The organism is Acidisoma silvae, from assembly GCF_020618775.1.
In the GTDB taxonomy this organism is placed as follows: Bacteria; Pseudomonadota; Alphaproteobacteria; order Acetobacterales; family Acetobacteraceae; genus Acidisoma; species Acidisoma silvae.
This window is the reverse complement of record NZ_JAESVB010000002.1, coordinates 138,496-161,102: the sequence shown is the minus strand read 5'-3', so window position 1 is coordinate 161,102 and position 22,607 is coordinate 138,496. Positions and strand designations below refer to the sequence as shown.

Annotated in this window: 20 protein-coding genes and 1 other RNA gene; 14 read left to right on the top strand and 7 right to left on the bottom strand. The window is 65.2% G+C overall.

Features of this window, described 5'->3' with window-relative positions; all coding sequences use genetic code 11:
• Position 1: 1 nt before the first annotated feature.
• From ASILVAE211_RS05295 to mutM, 7 genes are all read right to left on the bottom strand, one after another.
• Entirely contained in the window at positions 2–658 is a 657-nt protein-coding gene (locus tag ASILVAE211_RS05295) for a DsbA family oxidoreductase (protein ID WP_227320258.1), read from the bottom strand.
• 166 nt (positions 659–824) lie between these two features.
• Positions 825–3,278 carry a DNA topoisomerase (ATP-hydrolyzing) subunit B gene (gene gyrB / locus ASILVAE211_RS05290; RefSeq protein ID WP_227320257.1) on the bottom strand — a complete coding sequence of 818 codons (2,454 nt, stop codon included), beginning with the start codon at positions 3,276–3,278 and terminating at the stop codon, positions 825–827.
• A gap of 37 nt (positions 3,279–3,315) precedes the next feature.
• On the bottom strand, positions 3,316–4,509 hold the full coding sequence (recF, locus tag ASILVAE211_RS05285; RefSeq protein ID WP_227320256.1) for a DNA replication/repair protein RecF: 1,194 nt from the start codon (positions 4,507–4,509) through the stop codon (positions 3,316–3,318).
• Positions 4,502–5,629: a DNA polymerase III subunit beta gene (gene dnaN, locus ASILVAE211_RS05280; protein ID WP_227320255.1), complete on the bottom strand. Its 1,128-nt coding sequence runs from the start codon at positions 5,627–5,629 to the stop codon at positions 4,502–4,504. The genes recF and dnaN overlap by 8 nt, the downstream gene beginning before the upstream one ends.
• A 128-nt stretch (positions 5,630–5,757) precedes the next feature.
• The gene (dnaA, locus tag ASILVAE211_RS05275) at positions 5,758–7,245 is read right to left on the bottom strand and encodes a chromosomal replication initiator protein DnaA (RefSeq protein WP_227320254.1); all 1,488 of its coding nucleotides are present in this window, start codon (positions 7,243–7,245) and stop codon (positions 5,758–5,760) included.
• Positions 7,246–7,653: 408 nt separating this feature from the next.
• Positions 7,654–7,920, bottom strand: a complete 267-nt coding sequence (rpsT, locus tag ASILVAE211_RS05270; RefSeq protein WP_227320253.1) for a 30S ribosomal protein S20 — start codon at positions 7,918–7,920, stop codon at positions 7,654–7,656.
• Positions 7,921–8,112: 192 nt separating this feature from the next.
• A complete protein-coding gene (gene mutM / locus ASILVAE211_RS05265) occupies positions 8,113–8,958 on the bottom strand; it encodes a bifunctional DNA-formamidopyrimidine glycosylase/DNA-(apurinic or apyrimidinic site) lyase (RefSeq protein ID WP_227320252.1) in 846 nt (281 codons plus the stop codon).
• Between the two features lie 29 nt (positions 8,959–8,987).
• On the opposite strand from mutM, the gene ASILVAE211_RS05260 reads away from it, so the two are divergent.
• The 14 genes from ASILVAE211_RS05260 (at position 8,988) to ftsL (ending at position 22,601) form a co-directional block, all read left to right on the top strand.
• Positions 8,988–9,755 carry a class I SAM-dependent methyltransferase gene (locus ASILVAE211_RS05260; protein ID WP_227320251.1) on the top strand — a complete coding sequence of 256 codons (768 nt, stop codon included), beginning with the start codon at positions 8,988–8,990 and terminating at the stop codon, positions 9,753–9,755.
• On the top strand, positions 9,752–10,969 hold the full coding sequence (gene coaBC / locus ASILVAE211_RS05255; protein WP_406566018.1) for a bifunctional phosphopantothenoylcysteine decarboxylase/phosphopantothenate--cysteine ligase CoaBC: 1,218 nt from the start codon (positions 9,752–9,754) through the stop codon (positions 10,967–10,969). Before ASILVAE211_RS05260 ends, coaBC begins: the two co-directional genes overlap by 4 nt.
• Complete coding sequence (dut, locus tag ASILVAE211_RS05250; protein WP_227320249.1) at positions 10,966–11,415, top strand: dUTP diphosphatase; 450 nt, start codon at positions 10,966–10,968, stop codon at positions 11,413–11,415. The genes coaBC and dut overlap by 4 nt, the downstream gene beginning before the upstream one ends.
• Before the next feature lie 180 nt (positions 11,416–11,595).
• The gene (locus ASILVAE211_RS05245; protein ID WP_227320248.1) at positions 11,596–13,314 is read left to right on the top strand and encodes an ABC transporter permease; all 1,719 of its coding nucleotides are present in this window, start codon (positions 11,596–11,598) and stop codon (positions 13,312–13,314) included.
• 22 nt (positions 13,315–13,336) lie between these two features.
• A complete protein-coding gene (locus tag ASILVAE211_RS05240; RefSeq protein WP_406566017.1) occupies positions 13,337–14,686 on the top strand; it encodes an ABC transporter ATP-binding protein in 1,350 nt (449 codons plus the stop codon).
• A gap of 280 nt (positions 14,687–14,966) precedes the next feature.
• Positions 14,967–16,136, top strand: a complete 1,170-nt coding sequence (locus ASILVAE211_RS05235; RefSeq protein WP_227320246.1) for a pyridoxal phosphate-dependent aminotransferase — start codon at positions 14,967–14,969, stop codon at positions 16,134–16,136.
• A 10-nt stretch (positions 16,137–16,146) separates the two neighbouring features.
• A complete protein-coding gene (locus ASILVAE211_RS05230) occupies positions 16,147–16,848 on the top strand; it encodes a hypothetical protein (RefSeq protein ID WP_227320245.1) in 702 nt (233 codons plus the stop codon).
• Positions 16,848–17,561: a ribonuclease HII gene (locus tag ASILVAE211_RS05225; RefSeq protein WP_227320244.1), complete on the top strand. Its 714-nt coding sequence runs from the start codon at positions 16,848–16,850 to the stop codon at positions 17,559–17,561. Before ASILVAE211_RS05230 ends, ASILVAE211_RS05225 begins: the two co-directional genes overlap by 1 nt.
• Before the next feature lie 67 nt (positions 17,562–17,628).
• Positions 17,629–18,708 carry a site-specific DNA-methyltransferase gene (locus ASILVAE211_RS05220; RefSeq protein WP_227320243.1) on the top strand — a complete coding sequence of 360 codons (1,080 nt, stop codon included), beginning with the start codon at positions 17,629–17,631 and terminating at the stop codon, positions 18,706–18,708.
• Entirely contained in the window at positions 18,705–19,415 is a 711-nt protein-coding gene (locus ASILVAE211_RS05215) for an N-acetylmuramoyl-L-alanine amidase (RefSeq protein ID WP_227320242.1), read from the top strand. The genes ASILVAE211_RS05220 and ASILVAE211_RS05215 overlap by 4 nt, the downstream gene beginning before the upstream one ends.
• A gap of 33 nt (positions 19,416–19,448) precedes the next feature.
• An RNA gene (gene rnpB, locus ASILVAE211_RS05210) (RNase P RNA component class A) lies at positions 19,449–19,864 on the top strand.
• 357 nt (positions 19,865–20,221) lie between these two features.
• Positions 20,222–20,722, top strand: coding sequence for a division/cell wall cluster transcriptional repressor MraZ (mraZ, locus tag ASILVAE211_RS05205; protein ID WP_227320241.1), 501 nt, complete (start codon positions 20,222–20,224; stop codon positions 20,720–20,722).
• Positions 20,719–21,678, top strand: coding sequence for a 16S rRNA (cytosine(1402)-N(4))-methyltransferase RsmH (gene rsmH / locus ASILVAE211_RS05200; RefSeq protein WP_406566016.1), 960 nt, complete (start codon positions 20,719–20,721; stop codon positions 21,676–21,678). The genes mraZ and rsmH overlap by 4 nt, the downstream gene beginning before the upstream one ends.
• Positions 21,675–22,601 carry a cell division protein FtsL gene (gene ftsL, locus ASILVAE211_RS05195; RefSeq protein WP_227320239.1) on the top strand — a complete coding sequence of 309 codons (927 nt, stop codon included), beginning with the start codon at positions 21,675–21,677 and terminating at the stop codon, positions 22,599–22,601. The genes rsmH and ftsL overlap by 4 nt, the downstream gene beginning before the upstream one ends.
• Positions 22,602–22,607: the final 6 nt, after the last annotated feature.

The following is a 22,607-nucleotide window of genomic DNA, read 5'->3' as shown; positions in this document are numbered from 1 at the left end:
GTCAGGGTTTTTGATTGTCTTCAGCGATGCGCCGCAGCGCTTGCTCAAAAGCGTCCGGCGGCTGCCCGCCGGAAATGAGATAACGCCCGTCGATCACGACCGCCGGAACCGAGTTGATGCCGCGTGACCGCCACAGGTCTTCCGCGTCGCGAACCTCGTCGGCATAGCGGTTCGATGCCAGAAGCGCGCGGGCGGATGCACCGTCCAGCCCTACTGCCTCGGCGGCCGCGACAAGCACATCAGGATCGGACGGGTTTTTGCCGTCCGTGAAATAGGCCGCGAATAGCGCATGTTTCAGCGCCGCCTGCCGCCCTTCCTGCTCGGCCCAATGCAGCAGCCGGTGCGCGTCAAAGGTATTGTAGATGCGGCTTTCGTCAGACATCGCCGTCGTAAAACCGACACTCGCGGCGCGCGTGCGGATCATGTCGCGCGTGGCGGCCGATTGCTCGGGCGTCGAACCATATTTGGCCGTGATATGATCGACGATGTTCTCGCCTTCGGGGGGCATGTCGGGATTCAGCTCGAAGGGCTGAAAGCGAATCTCAGCCTCGACCGTGTCTCGCGTGCGCTCCAAGGCTTCTTCCAGGCCGCGAAGCCCGATGATGCACCAGGGGCAGGATATATCCGACACGAAGTCGATCGTTACCGGTCGCACCATCGAGACAGTCCTTCATTCGGCAGAATGCTATTATGGGGCAACAGGCGCCGTCACATCAATCTGCCGGATCAACCAGGCCATGCCCCTGCACGCCGCGAAAGGCCGGGCGTTGCAGGGGGCATGGCGAAGGGGTGACGGTCTGCCGCCCTGCGGCAGCAGAAGAATCTCAGATATCGAGATTCGCGACCTTCAAGGCATTGCCGACGATGAAGTCGCGGCGGGGTTCCACCACATCGCCCATCAGCGTCGAAAAGACCTGGGCTGCTTCCTCGGCGTCGCCGATTTTCACCTGCAACAGCGTGCGTATCTTCGGGTCCAGCGTCGTCTTCCAAAGCTGGTCCGGGTTCATTTCGCCCAGGCCCTTGAAGCGTTGAATGGTCAAGCCACGGCGGCCGTGGGCCAGAATCGCCTCGAAGGCGGCGGCGGGGCCGGCCACCTTCTCCTCGCGGCTATCGAGCTTCAGCGTCGCCGCACGGCCGAATTCGCCGGCAATGCGCTCGCGCCGTTCCGCCAGCCAGCGCGCATCGGCGCTGCGCAGCGCCGCCGCATCCAGCGTATAGCGCTCGCCCACGCCGCGCACGCGGCGGGTGATGGTGATGCCGCTCATGAGGTCGCCGGTGCCAAGCCAGCCGGCCTCGCCGTCCAGCATCATCGTGTTCAGCCGCTCGGCCAGTGCCTGGGCATGGCTGAGTGCGTCGCCGTCATTGGTCGGCATGGACAGCGCGCCGGCAATCGCGGCCTGTTCGATGATCGTCGTCGGCGCGGCTGTCGCCAGGCGGCGCACGCGGTTCCAGGCTTCGCGCAGAAAGCCCACGGCCTCCTGCAACTCATTCGCTTCGATGACGATGCCATCGGCATAGGTCAGCCGCGCCTCCGCCAGAGCCTTGCTGAGCAGGAAGTCTTCCAGCGCGCGGTCGTCCTTCAGGTAGCGTTCGTCATTGCCGCGCTTGGCGCGATACAGCGGCGGCTGCGCGATATAGAGATAGCCGCGCGTGATCAGCTCCGGCATCTGGCGGAAGAAGAAGGTCAGCAGCAGCGTGCGGATATGTGAGCCGTCGACATCGGCGTCCGTCATGATGACGATGCGATGATAGCGCAGCTTTTCGACATTGAAGCCGCCCTGGTCGATTTCGCCGCTGCCGATGCCGGTGCCGAGCGCTGTGATCAGCGTGCCGATTTCGGCGCTGCCCAGCATGCGGTCGAAGCGCGCGCGCTCGACGTTCAAAATCTTGCCCTTCAGCGGCAGGATCGCCTGGAACTTGCGGTCGCGACCCTGCTTGGCCGAGCCGCCGGCCGAATCACCTTCCACGATGAAGATTTCGCATTTGGATGCATCGCGTTCCTGGCAGTCGGCCAGCTTGCCGGGCAGCGTTGACACATCCAGCACGCCCTTACGGCGCGTCAATTCGCGGGCCTTGCGGGCGGCCTCGCGGGCGCTGGCCGCGTCCATCACCTTCTGGATGATGCTGCGCGCTTCCTTGGGATGCGTCTCCAGCCAATGGCTGATCGAGTCGGCGACAACCGCCTGCACGGCCGGCGTCACTTCCGAACTGACCAGCTTTTCCTTGGTCTGGGACGAGAATTTCGGGTCCGGCACCTTCACCGACAGCACGGCGGTCAGGCCTTCGCGCATGTCGTCGCCGGTGAGCTGCAGGCTGTCCTTCTTGCCCATGCCTTCGGAATATTTCGTCACCATGCGCGTCAGTGCCTGGCGGAAGCCGGACAGATGCGTGCCGCCATCCCGCTGCGGAATGTTGTTCGTGAAGCACAGCATGGTTTCGTGATAGGAATCGTTCCAGGACATCGCGAATTCTACGCGAATGCCGCTGGCCTTGTCTTCCAGATTGCCGGTCAGCGCGGGCGTGAAGATCGGCGCGCGGGCGCGGTCCAGCCATTCTACGAAGGCGACAAGTCCACCTTCGTAGAAGAAGCGGGTTTCGACCGCCGGGGCGTGGCGTTCGTCGCGCAGGCTGATATCGAGGCCGGAATTCAGGAAGGCCAGCTCCCGCAGGCGGCGTTCCAGAATGGCATAGTCGAATTCGATATGCGTGAAGGTGCCGGCGCTGGGCTTGAAGCTGATTTCGGTGCCGTGTTCGACATCGCTGGGGCCGATCTCCACCAGGGGCGCGTCGCGCTCGCCGTGCTGGAAGCGCATATAATGCTCGGTGTTTTCGCGCCAGACACGCACATCCATCCATTCCGACAATGCGTTGACAACGGCGGCGCCGACGCCGTGCAAGCCGCCGGAGACTTTATAGGAGTTCTGGTTGAACTTGCCGCCGGCATGCAGCCGCGTCAGCACCAGTTCAGCGGCCGAAATGCCTTCCTCCGGGTGGATATCCGTGGGGATCCCGCGTCCGTTGTCGCGCACGGTGACGGACCCGTCACCATTCAGGGCGACCGTGACTTTCGTGGCGAATCCGGCCTGGGCCTCGTCCACCGCATTGTCGATGATCTCGAAGGCCATGTGATGCAGGCCGGACCCGTCATCGGTATCGCCGATATACATGCCGGGCCGTTTGCGAACGGCATCGAGACCCTTCAGGACCGAAATGGAGGCGGCGTCGTAGGCGTGGATCTCGGGGGTCTCAACGGGCGTAGGCGCGGCGGGTTCGGACATGCCGAGAATCACTCCAGAATGCGGGGAATAGAAGGCACTATAACGATTCTTGGGTCTGCGGCCTAGCGAAACCGGGCGCTGCGAGCAGGCCGGCCGCCATGCATTGCAGGTAGTCGGCATGCTCGCCCAAAGGATGAAACGCAGTGGCATCGGTTCCGGTCAGAAAACACTGCGCCGGCAGCCGAATAAGGGCGTCGAGCAGCGCCCTGCGGTGCTGATCGTCCAGATGCACCAGTGGCTCGTCCAACAGCAGCCAGGGCGCGAAACCGCGCGCTTCGGCAATGACCAGCGCATGACCCAGAATGGTGCCGAGCAGCAGCATCTTCTGCTGGCCGGTGGAGGCGAGCGCGGCCGGGCGCCCGGTGGCGAGGTCGCTCATGCCGAAATCGGCGCGATGGGCGCCGAGGGAGGAACTGCCGGCGGCGGCATCGCGCGCGCGGGACGCGGCCAGCGCGCCGCGCAGCCAGTCCTCCACCGCCAACGCGGGTTCAGCCGCCAACCGGTCGTTGATCGGGCAGATGAGAGACAGACGGGCGGCGGGGAAGGGGGCGACCGCGCCTTCCGCCAGCATCGCATTCAGCCGCGTCACCAGCGCGCGGCGCGCAGCGGTGGCGGCGACCGCATGGCGGGCCATGCCGTCCTCGATTCCGGCAAGCCAGGCTGGGTCGCCATGGCCTTCGGCCAGAAGGCGGTTGCGCCGGGACATGGCCGCGTCATGGGCCGCCACTTCCCGTGCGTGGGCAGGGTCCAAAGCCCAGACCAGCCGGTCCAGGAACCGGCGGCGGCCGCTGGTGCTTTCGCCGAACAGCCGCTCCATCTGCGGGGTGATCCAGGTCACGGCGATATGGGAGGCGAGTTCGGCCTGGCTGGCGGCCGCGCCGTCCAGCCGCACCACGCGCCTTTCGCTGGCATCCGGGCCGCTGCCGGTGCCGATCTGTAGCGGTTCGGCCAGATCCGGCGTCTGCACGCGCGCCGCCACGGCCCAGCCGCTGCCGCCTTCCGGCCGCAGGCGCGGAAATTCCGCGACCTTGGCTTGGCGCAAGCCACGGCCCGGCCCCAGCAAAGATAAAGCCTCCAGCAGATTGGTCTTGCCGCTGCCATTGGGGCCGCTGATCACGGTGATCCGGGATTGCGGCCGCCATTGCAGGGAGGGATAGCTGCGGAAGTCCGTGAGATCGAGGCGGAGCAGATGAAACGGCGCCGCCGCAAGGGGGCTGGAAAACTCAGACACGCATCGGCATCAGGACGTAGAGCGCCGTCACGTCGCCGGCGTCGCGCACGATCGTCGGCGCCGAGCCGTCGGAGAAGAGAAATTCCACCTCGCCGCCGATCTGGTCGGTGATGTCGTTGAGGTAGCGGGCCTGAAAGCCGATTTCGAGCGGCGTCGATGAATAGGCAACGCGGCCGCCGTCCAGTTCCTCGGTCGCCGATCCCTGGTCGGGGCTGGCGGCCGACAGCGTCAGCCGGTCGAGGTCCAGCGCCAGCTTCACCGGGCGGGACCGCTCGGTCGAAATGGCGGAGACGCGGGCCACCGCCTCGGCGAAGTCCTTTTTGTCGACGCGCAGGATCTTGTCGTTATTGCGCGGAATGACGCGGTCATATTCGGGAAAGGTGCCGTCGATCAGCTTGCTGGTCAGGCGCACGGTGCCGAAGCTGAACTGAATGCGCGTGTCGGACAGCGCAACTTCCACATCCTCCTGCGCCTCGTCCAGCAGCTTGCGGGCTTCGAGCACGGTCTTGCGCGGGATGATGACGCCGGGAATGTCGTCCGCGCCTTCGGGCAGCGCTTCCTCGACGCGGGCCAGACGATGCCCGTCGGTCGCGACCGCGCGCAGCACCTTGGGGCCTTCGGGGCTGGCCACGGCATGCACATAGATGCCGTTCAGGTAGTAGCGCGTCTCCTCGGTGCTGATCGCGAAGCGTGTGCGGTCAATCATGCCGCGCAACAACTGCGCCGGCAGCTTGAAGGCATGGGGCAGGGTACCCGCCGTCATCGAAGGGAAGTCATCAACCGGCAGAACCATCAGGCTGGTGGTATAGCGGCCGGCGCGCAGGCTCAGCGGCGCGTCGCCGCCCGTGTGCTCCAGCTCTACTTCGGCGCTGTCGGGCAGCTTGCGGACGATTTCATACAGCGTCGCGGCCGGCGCCGTCGCCGCGCCGTCCTGCAATGTGGTCGCCGCCACCTGCTCCACGATCGCGATTTCCATGTCGGTCGCGGTCAGGCTGAGCGTGCCGTCCTTCACCACCATCATGAGATTCGCGAGGATGGGGATGGTGTTGCGCTTCTCGACCACGCTCTGCACATGGGCGAGAGCCTTCAACAGCACCGCGCGCTCGGCCTTGAATTTCATGGTCTAACCTCGGAAAGCCAAAAAGGGCTGGCAGATTAGCAGCAACCGCCATCCCGGCAAGCGGGGGAAACTTTGCTGGACGGAACTTAACCTAAACCGCCGCGCCTGTCGCGCGGGGCATCCGGTGATCAGGATTCGAGCATCCGGCGCAGCAATTCCACGTCCTCGGCGAAGGCCGAGTCGCCCTCCATCAGCCCGGCCACGCGGGAGACCGCATGCATGACGGTCGTATGGTCGCGATTGCCGAATTTCCGGCCGATTTCCGGCAAGCTGCGGCTGGTCAGCTGCTTGGCCAGGAACATCGCGACCTGACGCGGACGGGCGACATTGCGGGCACGCCGGGCGGAGGCCATGTCGGTCAGGCGGATATTGTAATGTTCCGCCACTTTCCGTTGAATTTCCTCGATCGTCACCCGGCGGTCGTGGGCGCGCAGGATATCGTGCAGCACTTCCTGCGTCGTCTCCAGCGTGATCGGGCGCTGGAACAGGGCGGAATGGGCGACGAGGCGGTTCAAGGCCCCTTCCAGCTCACGGATATTGCTGGTGATCTTATGGGCCAGAAATTCCAGCACGCGCGGCGGCACGGAAACGCTGGCCTTGGCCGCCTTGGCTTCCAGGATGGAGATGCGCAGCTCGAAGGTCGTGGCATGCAGGTCGGCGACCATGCCGCAGCCCAGGCGCGTGCGCAGGCGGTCTTCCAGGCCCGACAGGTCTGACGGCGACTTGTCGGCCGAAACCACGATCTGCTTGCCGGCATCGACCAGGGCATTGAAGGTATGGAAGAATTCTTCCTGCGTATTGTCTTTGCCGATCAGGAACTGCAGGTCGTCGATCATCAGCACGTCGACGCTGCGCAGATTGTCCTTGAACTCGATCGTGGACTGATTGCGGATCGCGGCGATGAATTTGTACATGAATTTTTCGGCCGACATATAGGCGACCGTCACCGGCGGCACGCCTGTGCGGCGGCTCGTCTGCAGCTTCCAGGCGATGGCGTGCATCAGATGGGTTTTGCCCAGCCCGACGCCGCCATACAGGAATAAGGGGTTGAAGCCGGGGGAGGAGGGTTGGTCCGCCACGCGGCTTGCGCAGGCAAAGGCAAATTCGTTCGGCTTGCCGACGACGAATGTATCGAAGGTATAGCGCGGGTCGAGCAGGATGCCGTCGCCGCGGCCTTCGTTTTTGTCGTCAAGCGCGTCGGCGCCGGCCGCGATGGCGCCATTGGCAATATCGGTGATCGCAGCCGTCTCGGTGGCTGTCCCGGCCGCGCTCTGCGGCGGCGCGACGGACGGAGCCAAAGGCTGCGCGCCCTGGCCCACGCGGATATCGACCCGGCGGACACGGTTATTCTCGGCCTGCCACAAGGCGCTGAGACGGTCGCCGTAATGGCTGCGCACCCAGTCCCGCAGGAAACGGGTCGGCAGCAGCACCGTCACCTCATCGCCGTCGGCGCCGCCCAGGCTCAGCTGGCGCAGCCAGGTACGATATTCGACCTCTCCGACCTCGGTCTGAAGGCGCGTACGCACACGAGACCACTCGGCAGCCAGCTCAGCCGGCGCGGCGATTTCGCTTCCTTCCAACCTAACGTCGGATGCGGCTCTCAAATGAAGCTCCATGACGCGTTGAACAAGCTGACACCCGCCCCGCTTTTGTGAAAAAGCAAGCCCACAACAAACATTTTCCCGATTTCGGGGTTTTGCGCCGCAAGCCCCGTACCGCCTTCATGACAACCAAGTTAGGTCACGCTGAGGTGCGAGGCAACCGGAATCAAATCGAGCCAAAGTAAAACTGCGCGACAAAAATAGACAGCCACGCTCAAATATTTATATAATATTTGGATTTATGCTGAACAGCCATCCGTCTAACACGCCTGTGGCGATGTTGACTGGATTTATAGCCAGGCTCTGCGCGCCGATAGTGTGCCTGTTCTTTCAGGTAAACTATCTAACCCCTAGGGGGAGCGGGCAACGCAGAACGAAATGGGAGCCTGGCTCGCGCCTGCTCCCATTTAATAAGATGCCGAGTTAGGCCGCAAGAGCCTTGATGCGGCCGGACATGCGGGACATTTTCCGGGCCAGCGTATTCTTGTGGGCAACGCCCTTGTTCGCGGCCTTCTGCAGCAGCGGCTGAGCCGCCTGGATCGCGGCCTGGGCAGCGGCCTTATCGCCGCTCGCGATTGCGGTCTCGACGGACTTGATCACGTGACGCATGCGGGTACGGCGGGCGACGTTACGCTCGGTGCGCTTTGCCGTCTGACGGATACGCTTACGGGCGGAGGCAGTGTTGGCCATGATTAATCGACATCCAAACAGTGACTATGGAGCAGCCGCATCGCCACCCCGGAATGAGGGGGCTTCTCTAAATTCGACCGGGGGGTGAGTCAAGCGAAAGGGCGGGCGGTAAAGGCGCCTCTGCCTTGCGTGATGGCCACAAAACGTTACGCATGCCATCATCACTTTTTTGTTCCACGCCCGTGGTCTGCGTCACTTTTGTGTCCTTGGGCATAGGAATGTGCTGCGCCCCGCCTGCACGATGCGGCGAATGCCCGGGCAGCCCGGTTGATCGTCGCAGCGCTCGCAAAGTTTGCCCTCACGGCCATAGACTTTCCAGGCGTGCTGGAAATAGCCCAACTCTCCGTCCGGCTGCACATAGTCCCGCAGGCTGGATCCGCCGGCTGCAATCGCTTCGGTCAGCGTTTCCTTGATAGCGGGCACCAGTCGCCTGGCCCGCGCGCCGGCCACCGTGCCGGCCAGCCGCTCGGGGCTGATGCCGGAACGGAACAGCGCTTCCGAGACGTAGATATTGCCCAGGCCGGTGACGATCCGCTGGTCCAGCAAGGCCGTCTTGATCGGCGTCTTGCGGCCGGCCAGCGCTGCCGACAGCACCGCCGGGGTAAAGGCCGCGTCCAGGGGCTCCGGCCCCATGCCAGCCAACAGAGAATGTCCGTCCTCGGCGTCCGTCGGCATCAGGTCCAGCAGGCCGAAGCGGCGGGGGTCGATAAAGCCGACCCGCCAGCCGTCCTCGGTCTCCATCACCAGATGCTCGTGCTTGGCGGGCGGGGGCGGCGGATCATCCGGCCCGTGGATGGCCATGCGGCCGGACATGCCGAGATGGATCAGCACGCTGTCGCCGCCCGACAGGCGCATGAGAATATATTTGCCACGGCGGCGGAAGCTGGTGACGCGCGCGCCCGTCAGCCGTGCGGCGAAGCCCGGCGGGATCAGGCGGCGCAGATCGCCGCGCGCAAGCGCGGCCCGGCGGAGGGTCTTGCCTTCCAGCCGCGCGGCCAGCCCGCGCATAACGGTTTCAACTTCAGGGAGTTCCGGCATCTCTCTGGCCAGCGTATAGGGGATGCACGATGACCGACAAAGCCATGCCAGACCAGATATCTTCCGACCAGATCGATTTCGGCTTCCGGGATGTACCCCGGGCCGACAAAAAGAACCTTGTCCGCGAGGTTTTTGAGAGCGTGGCCCCACGCTACGATCTGATGAACGATCTCATGTCCCTCGGTATTCACCGGGCCTGGAAGCAGATCTTTACCACGCTGCTGGACCCGCGCCCGGGCCGCAAGCTGCTGGACCTCGCCGGGGGTACCGGCGATATCAGCTTCGGCTGGCTGAAAAAGGGCGGCGGCCCGGCTATTCTCTCCGATATCAATCCGGCCATGCTGGAAGTCGGGCGGGACCGCGCGGTGGAGCGTGGGCTGATCGGTGACCTCACCTTCCTGGTGGCGGACGCCGAAGCCCTGCCGATCCCGGCCAATAGCGTGGACGTGGTCTCCATGGCCTTCGGCCTGCGCAATTGCACGGATAAGGATGCCGTGCTGCGGGAAGCACGGCGCGTTCTGCGGCCGGGCGGGCGTTTCCACTGCCTGGAATTCTCCCGGCTGGAAATCGCGGCTTTAATCCCGCTCTACGAAGCCTGGTCCTTCAAGGTGCTGCCGCGCTTGGGGCAGTTTTTCGCCAATGACGCCGACAGCTACCAGTATCTGGCCGAGAGCATCCGCATGTTTCCGGATCAGGAGACGCTGGTCGAGATGATGCGCACCGCAGGCTTCGGCCGCGTCACCCATCGCAACCTCTCGGGTGGCATCGCCGCCATCCATTCGGGTTGGAAGCTGTGACCCTCGCCGGCCGGCGCATCCTGCTCATCGTTTCGGGTGGGATCGCGGCCTATAAGGCGCTGGAACTGGTGCGCCTGCTGAAAAAGTCGGGCGCCGCCGTCACTGCCGTTCTGACAAAGGCGGGGGCGGAATTCGTGACCCCGCTGTCGCTTCAGGCGCTGACGGAAGAGAAGGTCTATCACGATCTTTTCTCGCTCACGGATGAGAGCGAGATGGGCCATATCCAGCTGTCCCGCGCCGCCGATCTTGTCGTCGTCGCACCGGCCTCGGCCGATATCCTGGCGAAGATGGCGGCGGGTCTTGCCGGCGATCTGGCGACGACACTGCTGCTGGCGACCGACAAGCCGGTGCTGGTCGCGCCGGCCATGAATGTCCGCATGTGGACCCATGCGGCCACGGCTGGGAATATCCAGACCCTCAAAAGCCGAGGCGTCACGGTGGTCGAGCCCGAGGAAGGGCCGATGGCCTGCGGCGAATTCGGCCCCGGCCGTCTGGCCGAGCCGCCGGTGATCCTCGATCATATCTTGTCCATGCTAACGCCGAAGGCGCGGCCTCTGGCCGGGCATCATGCCCTTGTCACCAGCGGGCCGACGCATGAGCCGATCGACCCGGTGCGCTATATCGCCAATCGCAGTTCTGGCCGGCAGGGCCATGCCATCGCCCAGGCGCTGGCGGCGCTGGGGGCAAGGGTGACGCTGATTGCGGGTCCGGTGACGATCGCCGATCCGCCCGGCGTGACGGTCCTGCATGTGGAAACCGCGGCAGAGATGCTGGCCGCCGTGCGGGCGGCGCTGCCGGCCGATATCGCGGTGCTTGCCGCCGCCGTCGCCGATTGGCGGGTGGCGGAGCCTGCCACGGGCAAGATCAAAAAGCAGCCGGGCGCGGAAATGCCCGCGCTGACCTTCGTCACGAATCCCGATATTCTGGCGACGATTTCGGAGCCTGGCCCGCTACGGCCCCGCCTTGTCGTCGGTTTCGCCGCCGAGACCGATGACGTCATAGCCCATGCGACGGCGAAGCGTCTGCGCAAGGGCTGCGACTGGCTCGTCGCCAATGACGTCTCCCCGGCCAGCGGCGTCATGGGCGGCACAGAGAATGAAATTCACCTCATCAGCGCGGCCGGGATCGAAGACTGGCCACGCTTGCCGAAAGACGCGGTAGCCGCGCGGCTCGCGGCCCGCATCGCGCAGGAATTGACTGGAGAGACGCCGTGACTGAAGCCCCCGTTGCCGTGACCCGTCTGCCCCATGGCGCGGACCTGCCTTTGCCCGTCTATGCCAGCGCCGGCGCGGCGGCCGTCGATTTCCTGGCCGCCATCGCGGCGCCGGTCGAGATCGCGCCCGGCGGCCGCGCGGCCATCCCGACCGGCCTGGCGGTGGCCTTGCCGGCGGGGCATGAATTGCAGGTGCGTCCGCGCTCGGGCCTTGCTCTCAAGAACGGCATCCTGGTCGCCAATTCGCCCGGCACGGTGGACGAGGATTACCGGGGTGAGATCAAGATCATCCTGCTCAATGCCGGGACCGAGGTTTTTCGCGTCGAGCGCGGCATGCGCATCGCCCAGGGCGTGCTGGCACCGGTCACGCGCATCCGCTGGCATGAGGTGGAAAGCCTGGACGAGACGGCACGCGGCGCGGGCGGTTTCGGCTCCACTGGCGTCTGATCCGTCGGGAAGGCTCCGCGGCCGGCATTTTTCGGCCCTTTGCCGCCTCGCGGGCGGCTGTCACCCGTTCATCATCGGAAGGGTGGTGACAGGCCCCTTGTCCCTGGTCTAGAGCGCAGGATGACGGCCGCGTTTCGCGGCTTCCCCATTCATTTGTCTTCAGGCCAGAGGCGCAGTCCCATGACGACATCGGCCCTGCCCGCCTTTGTGAGCGGTCGTCGCGTTCCCAATCTCTGGGATGCCGCCGCTATCCTCTGCGTGCTGGCCGGTCTGGTCTTGGTCGCCCATGCCGCGAGCGGCACCCTGGCGCCACTGCCCGCCGCCAATACCATTCATCTCGGCCTCAGCTATCTGCCGTATTACGCGCTGAGAACGACGCTGCGCATGTTCGTGGCGCTGATCTTTTCGATCATCTTCACGCTGATCGTGGCGCCGCTGGCGGCTAAAAGCCGCCGCCTCGGCGTCATCCTCATCCCGGCGCTCGATATCCTGCAATCGGTGCCGATTCTGGGCTTTTTGTCTTTTACCGTTCTTTTCTTCCTCAACCTGTTTCCGGGACGTGTGCTGGGGGCGGAGCTTGCCGCCGTCTTCGCGATCTTCACCAGCCAGGCCTGGAACATGACCTTCAGCTTCTACCAGTCGCTGACGACGGTGCCGCGCGATCTGGACGAGGCGTCGCGCAGTTTCGGCCTCTCGATCTGGCAGCGCTTCTGGCGGCTGGAAGTGCCCTTCGCCATGCCGGGCCTGGTCTTCAACACCATGCTGTCCATGTCGGGCGGATGGTTCTTCGTCGTCGCCTCCGAAGCGGTGACGGTCGGCAATACCACCTTCCTGCTGCCGGGCATCGGCTCCTATGTCTCCGTCGCGCTCTCGCATAGCGATCTGCCCGCCGTGCTCTACGCCATCATCGCCATGCTCGTGGTCATTCTGATCTACGATCAGCTTCTCTTTCGGCCGCTGGTTGCCTGGTCAGCGAAGTTTCGCTTCGAGATGACGAGCGGGGGCGAGGCACCGGACCCCTGGGTGCTGAGCGTCCTGCGCCGCACGCGCCTGCTGCAATTGCTGGGGGAACTGATCGGCGATATCGCGAACCGCATCGGCGGGCTGCGCATGAAACTGCCTATGCCGGTGGTGACTGCGAAATCACAGAAGCCGTCGCGCGTGGTCGACGGCGTCTGGTTCACCCTCGTCGGCATCGTCGTCGCTTTCGCCTTCTGGCATGTCGCCGAATTCGTGGCGGAATCCGTCACGCTCGGCAGCCTCGCCCATGTCGTGCTCCTCGGCTTCTACACGTTGCTGCGCGTTGCCGCCGCCATGATCATTGTCACGGCGGTATGGGTGCCGATCGGGGTCTGGATCGGCCTGCGGCCACGCTGGGCGCGGCTCATCCAGCCCGTCACCCAGTTCCTGGCAGCCTTTCCGGCCAATCTGCTGTTCCCGATCGTCGTCATCGTGCTGGTGCGTTTCGCGCTCAATCCCAATATCTGGCTGATGCCGCTGATGATCGTCGGCACGCAATGGTATGTGCTGTTCAATGTCGTGGCCGGGGCCTCGGCCTTTCCGGGCGATCTCAAGGAGGCTTCGGCCAATCTTGGCATCAAGGGGCTGCTATGGTGGCGCCGGGTCATCATCCCCGGCATTTTCCCCTATTACGTCACAGGGGCGCTGACCGCCTCAGGGGCTGCCTGGAACAGCTCCATCGTCGCCGAGGTCGCCTCCTGGGGGCATACCACGCTGACGGCGAGCGGCCTTGGCTCCTACATCGCCCAGGCGACCAATGAGGGGAATTCCGCGCATATCGTGCTCGGTGTCTTCGTCATGACGGCCTTCGTGCTGACCATCAACCGTATTCTCTGGCGGCCTTTGCACGCCTTTGCCGTCCGCCGCCTGACCTTCTAAGCCTCTCCCTTATCGGCCGGAGATGACCATGGACCATACGCTACCGACGGCGACGCCGATGCTGGTGAGCATTGCCAATTGCCGGCAATCCTACCCGAAGGAAGCGGCGTCTGACGTCATCATCCTCGATGACGTCAATCTGGAATTGCGGGAAGGCGAAATCGTCGGCCTGCTCGGCCGCTCGGGTTCCGGTAAATCGACGCTGCTGCGCATTGTCGCCGGGCTGCTGAAGCCGACGGCGGGTGACGTGCGCTGGCGCGACAAGCCCATTACCGGCCCGGTCCGTGGCGTTTCCATGGTTTTCCAAAGCTTCGCGCTCTTCCCCTGGCTGACGGTCGAGGAAAATGTGGCGCTGGGCCTGGAAGCCCAAGGCGTGGCCAAGACCGAGCGCGAGGCGCGGGCCGAGGATGCGATCGACCTGATCGGTCTCGGTGGCTACGAAAACGCTTACCCCAAGGAAATGTCGGGCGGCATGCGCCAGCGTGTCGGCCTCGCCCGCGCGCTGGTCGTGCATCCCGACCTGCTGCTGATGGACGAGCCTTTCAGCGCGCTGGACGTGCTGACCGCCGAGACGCTGCGCACTGACCTCATCGACCTCTGGTCGGAGGGCAAGCTGCCGGTGAAATCCATCCTCATGGTAACGCATAACATCGAGGAAGCGGTGCTGATGTGCGACCGCATCCTGGTCTTCTCCTCCAATCCCGGCCGGGTCGCGAGCGAGCTGAAAGTGCCGTTTCCGCATCCGCGTGAGCGTCTGGACCCGGAATTCCGGCAATTGGTGGACGATATCTACGCGCTGATGACCCGCCGCCCGGTGGAGCACCGTACGCCGCAGCAGGTGACCGGTCCCGCCGCGCCGCCGCCGCCGCCGACCTTCCAGGCGCTGCCGGTCGTCTCCACCAACCTCATGGCCGGTCTGATGGAGACCATCGAGGGCGAACCCTATAACGGACGCGCCGATCTGCCGGCGCTGGCCAGCGCCTTCCAGATGGAGGCGGATGAATTGCTGCCCATCGGCGAAGCCTTGCAGATGCTGGGTTTCGCCGAGTTCGAGGAAGGCGACATCAAGCTGACGGATGCCGGCCGCCGCTTCGTGGAAGCCGATACGGATGACCGCAAGGCGGAATTCGGGGCGGCGCTGCGGGCGCATGTGCCGATGATCAGCCAGATTCGTCAGGTGCTGGACGAGCGCTGGAACCACCGCGCCCCGGCGCTGCGGTTTCGTGACGAGCTGGAGGACTATATGTCCCCGGATTATGCGGACGATACCATGCGCACCATCGTCGCCTGGGGCCGCTATGCCGAGCTGTTCAGCTACGACCGCGAGGCCGATCAGTTCGCCCTCGAAGAGGACGAAGACGAGGACGGCTGAGTCTCAGGCTGCTCTGTCTCTCTTTTCCGTCACGCCGGCCTGAGTAACGTCATGCCCGTGCTTGTCACGGGCATCTACCCGCTCAGGTGCCGGGACGGCGTTTGGGCGCCGCAATGGGTAGACCCCCGGGCATGAAGCCTCGGGCGACAATTGAATGGCGACGTGCAGTCGCTGTGCCATCAAGACGATTCACGTGAAATCCTCGGCGAATCCCAGTCCCGCGCGGCTAGTGCTTTTTGCCTCTCGCCTCGGCTCGACAGGCTGTGATAGCCCGATTCGCATGTCTGGCACTCAATTTGATCTCGCCCGTTTGCAGGGTTCGCGAATCGTCTCGGTCGCGCGGCTGGCCTCCGGCCGCCCGGATACCGAATTCCTATGTTTCGGTGAGTCGGACCAGAAAAGTCCCGCCGCCGCCATCGGTGCGCTGAATGCTGCCCTTGCGCGCGGCGATACGCTCTATCCCGATGTGCGTGGCCTGCCGCCGCTGCGTCACGCGCTGGCGGACTATCTGACGGCGCTCCACAAGCAGCCGGTCGCGGAAAGCCGGGTTATGGTCACGGCCTCCGGTATGGCGGCGCTGTCGGTCGCGCTGTCGGCCATCGTGCGGGCCGGTGACCGCGTCGTGCTGCATGAGCCCGCCTGGCCCAATGCCGGCAACGCGTCCCGTCTGCGCGGCGCCCAGGTGGAGCCCATCGCGCTCTCCGCCCGTCAGGACGGCAGCCTGCATCTCGATCTGGAGGCTTTGGACAAGGCCCTGGCCGGTGCGCGCGTCTTCATTCTCAATTCCCCCAATAATCCCACGGGCTGGACGGCAACCGAGGACGAGTTGCGGCAGATCCTCGCGCTCTGCCGCCGCCACGGCTGCTGGCTGGTGTCAGACGAGGTCTATTCCCGTCTGGTCTATGACGGGCGCGATGCCGCGCCCTCCGTGCTGGACGTGGCCGCGCCGGATGACCGTGTCATCGTCGCCAATAGCTTCAGCAAGACCTGGGTCATGACCGGCTGGCGTCTGGGCTGGCTGATCGTGCCGGAAGGCGTGCGGGACGAGCTTTCGGAACTGATCGAGGTGACGCATTCCGGCGTCGCGCCCTTCATCCAGCATGCGGGTCTGGCGGCCATCGCCGATCACGTCACCCCGCCGGCCTTTCGCGCCCATTGCGCCGAGGGGCGGCGCATCGCGGCCGAGATTCTGGGGCAGGTGCCCGGCATCCGCTATGCCTCGCCGGAAGGGGCCTTCTATGCCTTTCTGCAAGTGGATGGCCTGACCGACAGTCTGGCTTTGGCCGAGCGTCTGGTGACCGACCATGGTGTTGCCATCGCGCCCGGCATCGCTTTCGGCGAAAGCGGGGAAGGGTGGCTGCGCGTCTGTTTCGCGGTCGCGCCGGCCCGGCTGGCCCGTGCGCTCGACCGGCTCTCCGCCGGTCTCCGCGCTTTCCGCGAAACCGCGTGAGGCGCGCCCGATGAGCAGTCTTTGCGCGGTATGCGGCGCGGTCGTGCGGCCGGAATTCAAGGCGCCGGCGGCGGAACTCTCCCCCGATCTGGATTTCCGCCCCGGCGAGCCGGCGCGCTCCACGCTGCGCCATTGGGTGGCGGTGTGCTCGGGCTGCGGCGCTGCCGCGCCGGACCTGACGATGCTGACCGAGGCGGATATCGAGGTCGTGCGCAACGATCCGGAATATGCGGCGCTGCGCGATCAGGCGCCCGCCTTCGCCCGCCATTTCCTGCTCTGGGCGCTGTTGTCCCAGCGCCGTGGCGACGCCTGGCCGGCGGCGGAAGCCCTGTTGCAGGCAGCCTGGGCCGCCGATGACGCGGAAGACGCGGAATGGGCGCAGGCCTGGCGCCTTCAGGCGGCCGAATTCTGGCCCGGCTCGCGGGAAGTGCAGCCGCGCCTTTGCCTGATCGACATGGCCCGCCGTGCGGGTGATTTCGCGCGCGCGGCTGTGGTGGCCGAAGCGCTGCTGGAAGAGCCGCTCGACGAAAGCTCCATGGCCATCGTCGATTTTCAGCGCCGCCTGATCGCGGATCGTGAAATCGGCCGCCAGCTTCTCAGCAGCGCCTTGCGGCCGCCGGCGGCGCGTCCGCATGTGTCCTACAATCAGGCGAATGCGGATGCCGGCGGCGGTCTGGGCGGCCTGTTCCGCCGGCTGTTCGGGCGGGGCTGATGGCACCGCATTTCAAGCTGGAAAAGGCAGCCGGTGGCCGCGTCGCCGGGGTGGATGAGGTGGGCCGTGGCCCGCTCGCCGGGCCGGTCGTGGCTGCGGCGGTGGTCTTCCCCAAGGGCGTGCCGAAGGCGCTTGCCAGCCTGCTGGATGATTCGAAAAAATTGACGGCCTTGCGCCGGGACGCTGCCTTCGCGGCGCTGCGTGCGGCCAAGGGCGTGGAAATCGGTGTCGGCGCCGCCTCGGTCGCTGAGATCGAGGATATCAACATTCTCCGGGCCAGCCACCTGGCCATGCAGCGGGCCATGCGGCGGCTGCCGCAGCGGCCCGACAGCGTGCTGGTCGACGGCAATATGGCGCCTGTCTTCGGTTGTCCCGCGCAATGCGTGGTGGGCGGCGACGCCACCAGTCTGTCCATCGCGGCGGCCTCGATCATCGCCAAGGTCATCCGTGACCGGCTGATGGCGCGGCTAGCCGCGCGCTACCCGCATTACGGCTGGGAGCGGAACGCCGGTTACGGCACGCCGCTCCATTGTCAGGGCATGGCGTCCGTCGGCATCACGCCGCATCATCGCCGCGCCTTCGCACCCGTGCGGGCGCTGCTTCAGGAAACCCTTTTGCTCGACGTGCCAACCCTCCCGGCGGAGACCGCCGCGCCCTGGACGAAAATTCAGGGCAAAGCCGCGCCGTCCCGTCACAACGCTCTGGCACTCTGAGTCCGATCATGTTGAAACGTCTTACGTGCCTCCGCCCGCTCGTCCGCCTGCCATCGGATTCAACGCCATGAGGAGGAATGTGGAACTCACGCGCGAACTGCCGCTGAACCAGCTTCTGCTTGGCGATTGCATTCAGATGATGCGAATGCTGCCGCCGGCGTCGGTTCACTGCATCTTTGCCGACCCGCCCTATAACCTGCAATTGCAGGGGCAGTTGCGTCGTCCGGATGAGAGCGTGGTCGATGGCGTCGACGAGGATTGGGACCGTTTCACGGATTTCGCGGAATATGACCGTTTCACCCATGAATGGCTGACGGAATGCCGCCGCGTGCTGCGCAAGGACGGCACGCTGTGGGTCATTGGATCCTATCACAATATCTTCCGCATCGGCGCTGCGTTGCAGGATCTGGGATTCTGGATGCTGAACGACATTATCTGGCGCAAATCCAATCCGATGCCGAATTTTCGCGGCCGGCGCTTCACCAATGCCCATGAAACGCTGATCTGGGCGGCGCGCGGCCGGGATTCCCGCTATCGCTTCAACTATCAGGCGATGAAGACCTCCAATGACGATTTGCAGATGCGCAGCGACTGGTTTCTGCCGATCTGCAACGGGCCGGAGCGGTTGCGCAATCAGCATGGTCTGAAGCTGCATCCGACGCAGAAGCCGGAAGCGATGCTGCATCGCATTCTGCTGTCCTCCACCGCACCCGAAGACGTCGTGCTCGATCCCTTTTCGGGCACCGGCACCACGGCGGTCGTCGCCAAGCGCCTGAACCGCCATTTCATCGGCATCGAGCGGCATCCGGCCTATGTCGAGGCCGCCTGGGCGCGTCTGGCTCAGACCAAGCCGCTGGAAAGCGAGGCGATGGTCATCACCCCGTCGCGCCGGGAAACGCCGCGCGTCGCCTTCGGGTCTCTGGTCGAGGCTGGTGCGCTGGCGGCCGGCACGGTGCTGTATGACAAGCAGCGCCGCGTCTCGGTCATCGTCGGGCCGGACGGCAGCGTCAGCGCGGGTGACCTGCGCGGGTCCATCCATAAGGTGGGTGCGGAATTGCAGAATGCGCCCTCCTGCAACGGCTGGACCTTCTGGCATTTCGAGCGTGACGGCGCGCTGGTGCCGATCGACGTGCTGCGGAAGTCGTGAAGATACGGCTTTCGCCGAACCATGACGCGCGGCCGGCGGATGAGCCGGTCGATATTCTCGTGCTCCACTACACGGGCATGCAGACGGGGCAGGCGGCAATCGACCGGCTCTGCGACCCCGAGGCGCGGGTCTCCGCCCATTACGTCGTCGAGGAAGACGGTACGGTCTGGAACCTGGTGACGGAAGATCGCCGTGCCTGGCATGCCGGCATTTCCTTCTGGCGCGGGCATGAGACTTTAAATGGCCGCTGCATCGGGATTGAGATCGTCAATCCCGGTCACGAATGGGGCTACCGGCCCTTTCCGGCGGTGCAGATGGCGGCCGTTGCCACGCTCTGTCAGGGTATTCTGTCGCGCCACCCCATTCCGGCGCGCAATGTCGTGGCGCATTCCGACATCGCGCCAGACCGCAAGGAAGATCCAGGCGAGCTGTTCGACTGGCCCTGGCTGGCGGCACAGGGCATCGGCCTATGGCCGGACTTTCCCGCGAATGTTGCGGCATCATCAGTTGACGAGGAAAAGCTGCGCGCGGATCTGGCGGCGATCGGCTACCCCGTGCCTGCGGTCGGGCAAGGTGCGGCGGCCTTCGCCACGCTGCTGCGCGCCTTTCAGCGCCGCTGGCGCCCCGCCCGGATCGACGGCGTGGCGGACGCGGAAACCGCGCTGCGTGCGGAGATGGTGATGAGATCTGTGCAGAACACTGGTTGACCGCAAGGCCAGGGGGGCGCAATCAGCCCGCCGCCAGACGGTTGGACGGCCGCTGTTCTGCCTTTCGGGGCAGGATGGAGGAAAGTCCGGGCTCCACGGAAATACGGTGCCGGCTAACGGCCGGCGGGGGCGACCCCAGGGACAGTGCCACAGAAAGCAAACCGCCTGTGCAAGGCGCAAGCCTTCCACGGGCAAGGGTGAAAGGGTGCGGTAAGAGCGCACCGCCGCTCCGGTAACGGCGCGGGCAGGGTAAACCCCACCGGGAGCAAGACCGAATAGGGGTGGCCGGCGGCGTATCATGGCAACATGATGCGTGACGCGAGGGCATTTCCGCCCCGTCGCCCGGGTTGGTCGCGTGAGGCGCTCTGCGAAGGGCGTCCCAGAGGAATGGCCGTCCAAGGCCGCGCAAGCGGCCCGGACAGAACCCGGCTTACAGACCGTCTGGCAATTTTCCGGTCTCCCATGGGCTTTCGTGGGCATCACGTCACGCCAGTCATGGGAAATTATGGGCCAGGACGCCCTTGCCGCTCGAAACCGGCGTCTCGTGCTGATATCGTTCTGAAACGACGCTGGAATATCACACGCGTTCGTGTACAGGCCCGCGCGTGGGCGCACGGCGGATTTCCAGGGTTTTTGGCGGAGGGCTGAGGTCTTTTGTCAAGCTGTGGCCGTAAAATTCTTTGACGCCCACATACACCCATGATAACCCACGACATCCCATGAGGTGATTGGTGTGAGCGCGTCGCGCTTCACCAAAAGTGTCAATGGAGGCGCTGCGGCCAGCGCACAGGTGAAGGGAGGGCCCGATGACACATTTTCTCGGGAGCCACCTTAACCGGCTGGACGCAAAGGGCCGCGTATCGGTTCCGGCGGCTTTCCGCACGGCGCTGCGGTCTTTCGGCACTGCCACTGAAGGCAGCGTCTGCATGATCCTGCGCCCGTCCCATAAATACCCATGCGTCGAGGCCTGGCCGCAGGCGGTCTTCGACAAGCTGGCCCAGCAATTGGATCGCTACGAGCTGTTCAGCCCCGAATACGACAACCTGGCGGCGGCGATTTATGCCGATGCCTATCCGATTGAATCCGACAAGGAAGGCCGCATCCTCCTGAACGAGATGCTGGCGGGCCATGCCGGGATCTCGGAGAATGTCACCTTCATGGGCACCGGTCCCATCTTCCAGATATGGGAACCGGAAGCCGCCAAACAGCGTGCGGCCGAAGCCCGGCAGATCGTCAATAGCAGCGGCCTGACGCTTGGCGGCGGTCCCCGTCCTGTGCCGGCGCTCGCGTCGGCGGGGGCAGCGTGATGAACGCGCAGGCGCCCGGCCATATCCCTGTTCTGTTGCACGAAGTGCTGGACGTTTTGGCGCCGCGCGCGGGCGAGGTCTATCTCGACGGCACGTTCGGCGGCGGCGGCTATACCCGCGCCATTCTCGATCAGGCCGATTGCACTATCTGGGCCATCGACCGCGACCCGCAGGCCATCGCGCGGGGCGCGGCGCTTGCCGCGCATTATCCGGGCTGTCTGCATCTGGTCGAAGGTCGTTTCGGTGACCTGATGGCATTGCTGGAAGCGCATGGCGTCGCCAGCCTGGACGGGGTCGTGCTCGACCTCGGCGTGTCCTCCTTCCAGATCGACGACGCGGCCCGCGGCTTCAGCTTCCGCAACGACGGTCCGCTCGACATGCGCATGGGCGCGGATGGGCCAAGTGCCGCCGATCTCGTCGCTAAGCTGCCGGCCGAGGAATTGGCCGATATTCTCTATCAGTTCGGGGAAGAGCGGCAGTCGCGCCGCATTGCGCGCGCCATCGTCGCGGCCCGCACCGAGCAGCCGATCACGACTACCGGGCGGCTGGCGGAAATTATCCGCAGTGTCATGCCGCCGGACCGGTCCGGCATTCATCCGGCAACGCGCAGTTTTCAGGCGCTGCGGATAAAAGTGAATGACGAACTGGGTGAAATTGAGCGTGCTTTAGAGCAAGCCATTCGCATACTGCGTCCTGGGGGGCGACTCGTCGTTGTGTCCTTCCATTCCCTCGAAGATCGGATTGTTAAGCGTTTCATGAGTGAAGCTGCGGGCCAGGCGCCCGGTCCGTCTCGATATGACCCGCGCGGCTTAATTCCCGCCACGGTCAGCAGCTTTTCTTTGGTGACACGCAAGGCCGTGCGGCCGGGCGATGCCGAAACGTCTGCCAATCCGCGGGCGCGTAGCGCGCGGCTGCGGGCTTTGCGCAGGCTTGATGCGCCGGAGATTGCGGCATGATCAAACCTTTCACCTGCATCTGCCTCGTGCTGGCGGCCGGCTCCGGCCTTTACCTGTATCAGGTCAAGCAGCGCGCCTTCGCGCTCGATGCCGATCTGCGCGGCACCTATCATGATATCGACATGGCCCGGGAAAAGACCCGCATGCTGCGGGCCGACTGGGCTTTGATGAATGACCCGGAACGTCTTCAGGGACTGTCCGATCAGTATCTGGCGCTCAAGCCCATGGGCCCGTCGCAGCTGATGACGCTGGACCAGTTGGCGGCGGCCCTGCCGCCGCCGCTTCCGCCCGGCACCAAAGTCGCGCCGGCGACGCCTGACCTTGCCGCGCCGACCACCGACCCAACCCATGGCGTGCCGATGGCCGCCAATACGGCGCCCACCGGCGCTGCGACCGACGGCACGGCCGTGGCGATGCTGCAACCCGTAGTGCCGGCGCCCTCAGCGACGGCCTCTGACATGACGGATGACACGGCCGACAATAGCCTGCCGACGCCCCCGCCTGCGCCAGCCGCTGCTGCGACCGTCGCCGTGCCGCATGTGACGGCCGTGCAGCCCCATACCCTGGCCGCCGCGATCGTGCCGCATGTGACGCATCATGCCACGAAACATCTGCAGCCGGCCGTCACGCGCCAGGATATCGCGCCGGACGGCTCGGTCACGTCTCTGGCCGATGCCGGCAGCCCGGCGCCGTCCGCGCTCAAGCCGCATCATAATGCGCATCATGCCAAGCCGACCGCGCCCAGCGCCGGCACGCAGTATTTCGCGGCCAATGACGCGACCCGCCCGGCTTACGGCGGCGACCGCATCACGCCGCGCCCGGCGACGGTCATGTATACGCCGGCCGCTGTCGGTTCTTCCCTCGGCATGGCCTCGGCCGCCAATCTCGCGCCGCCGCGCCCGCTCTATTCCTCCACCCAATAGGCGCAC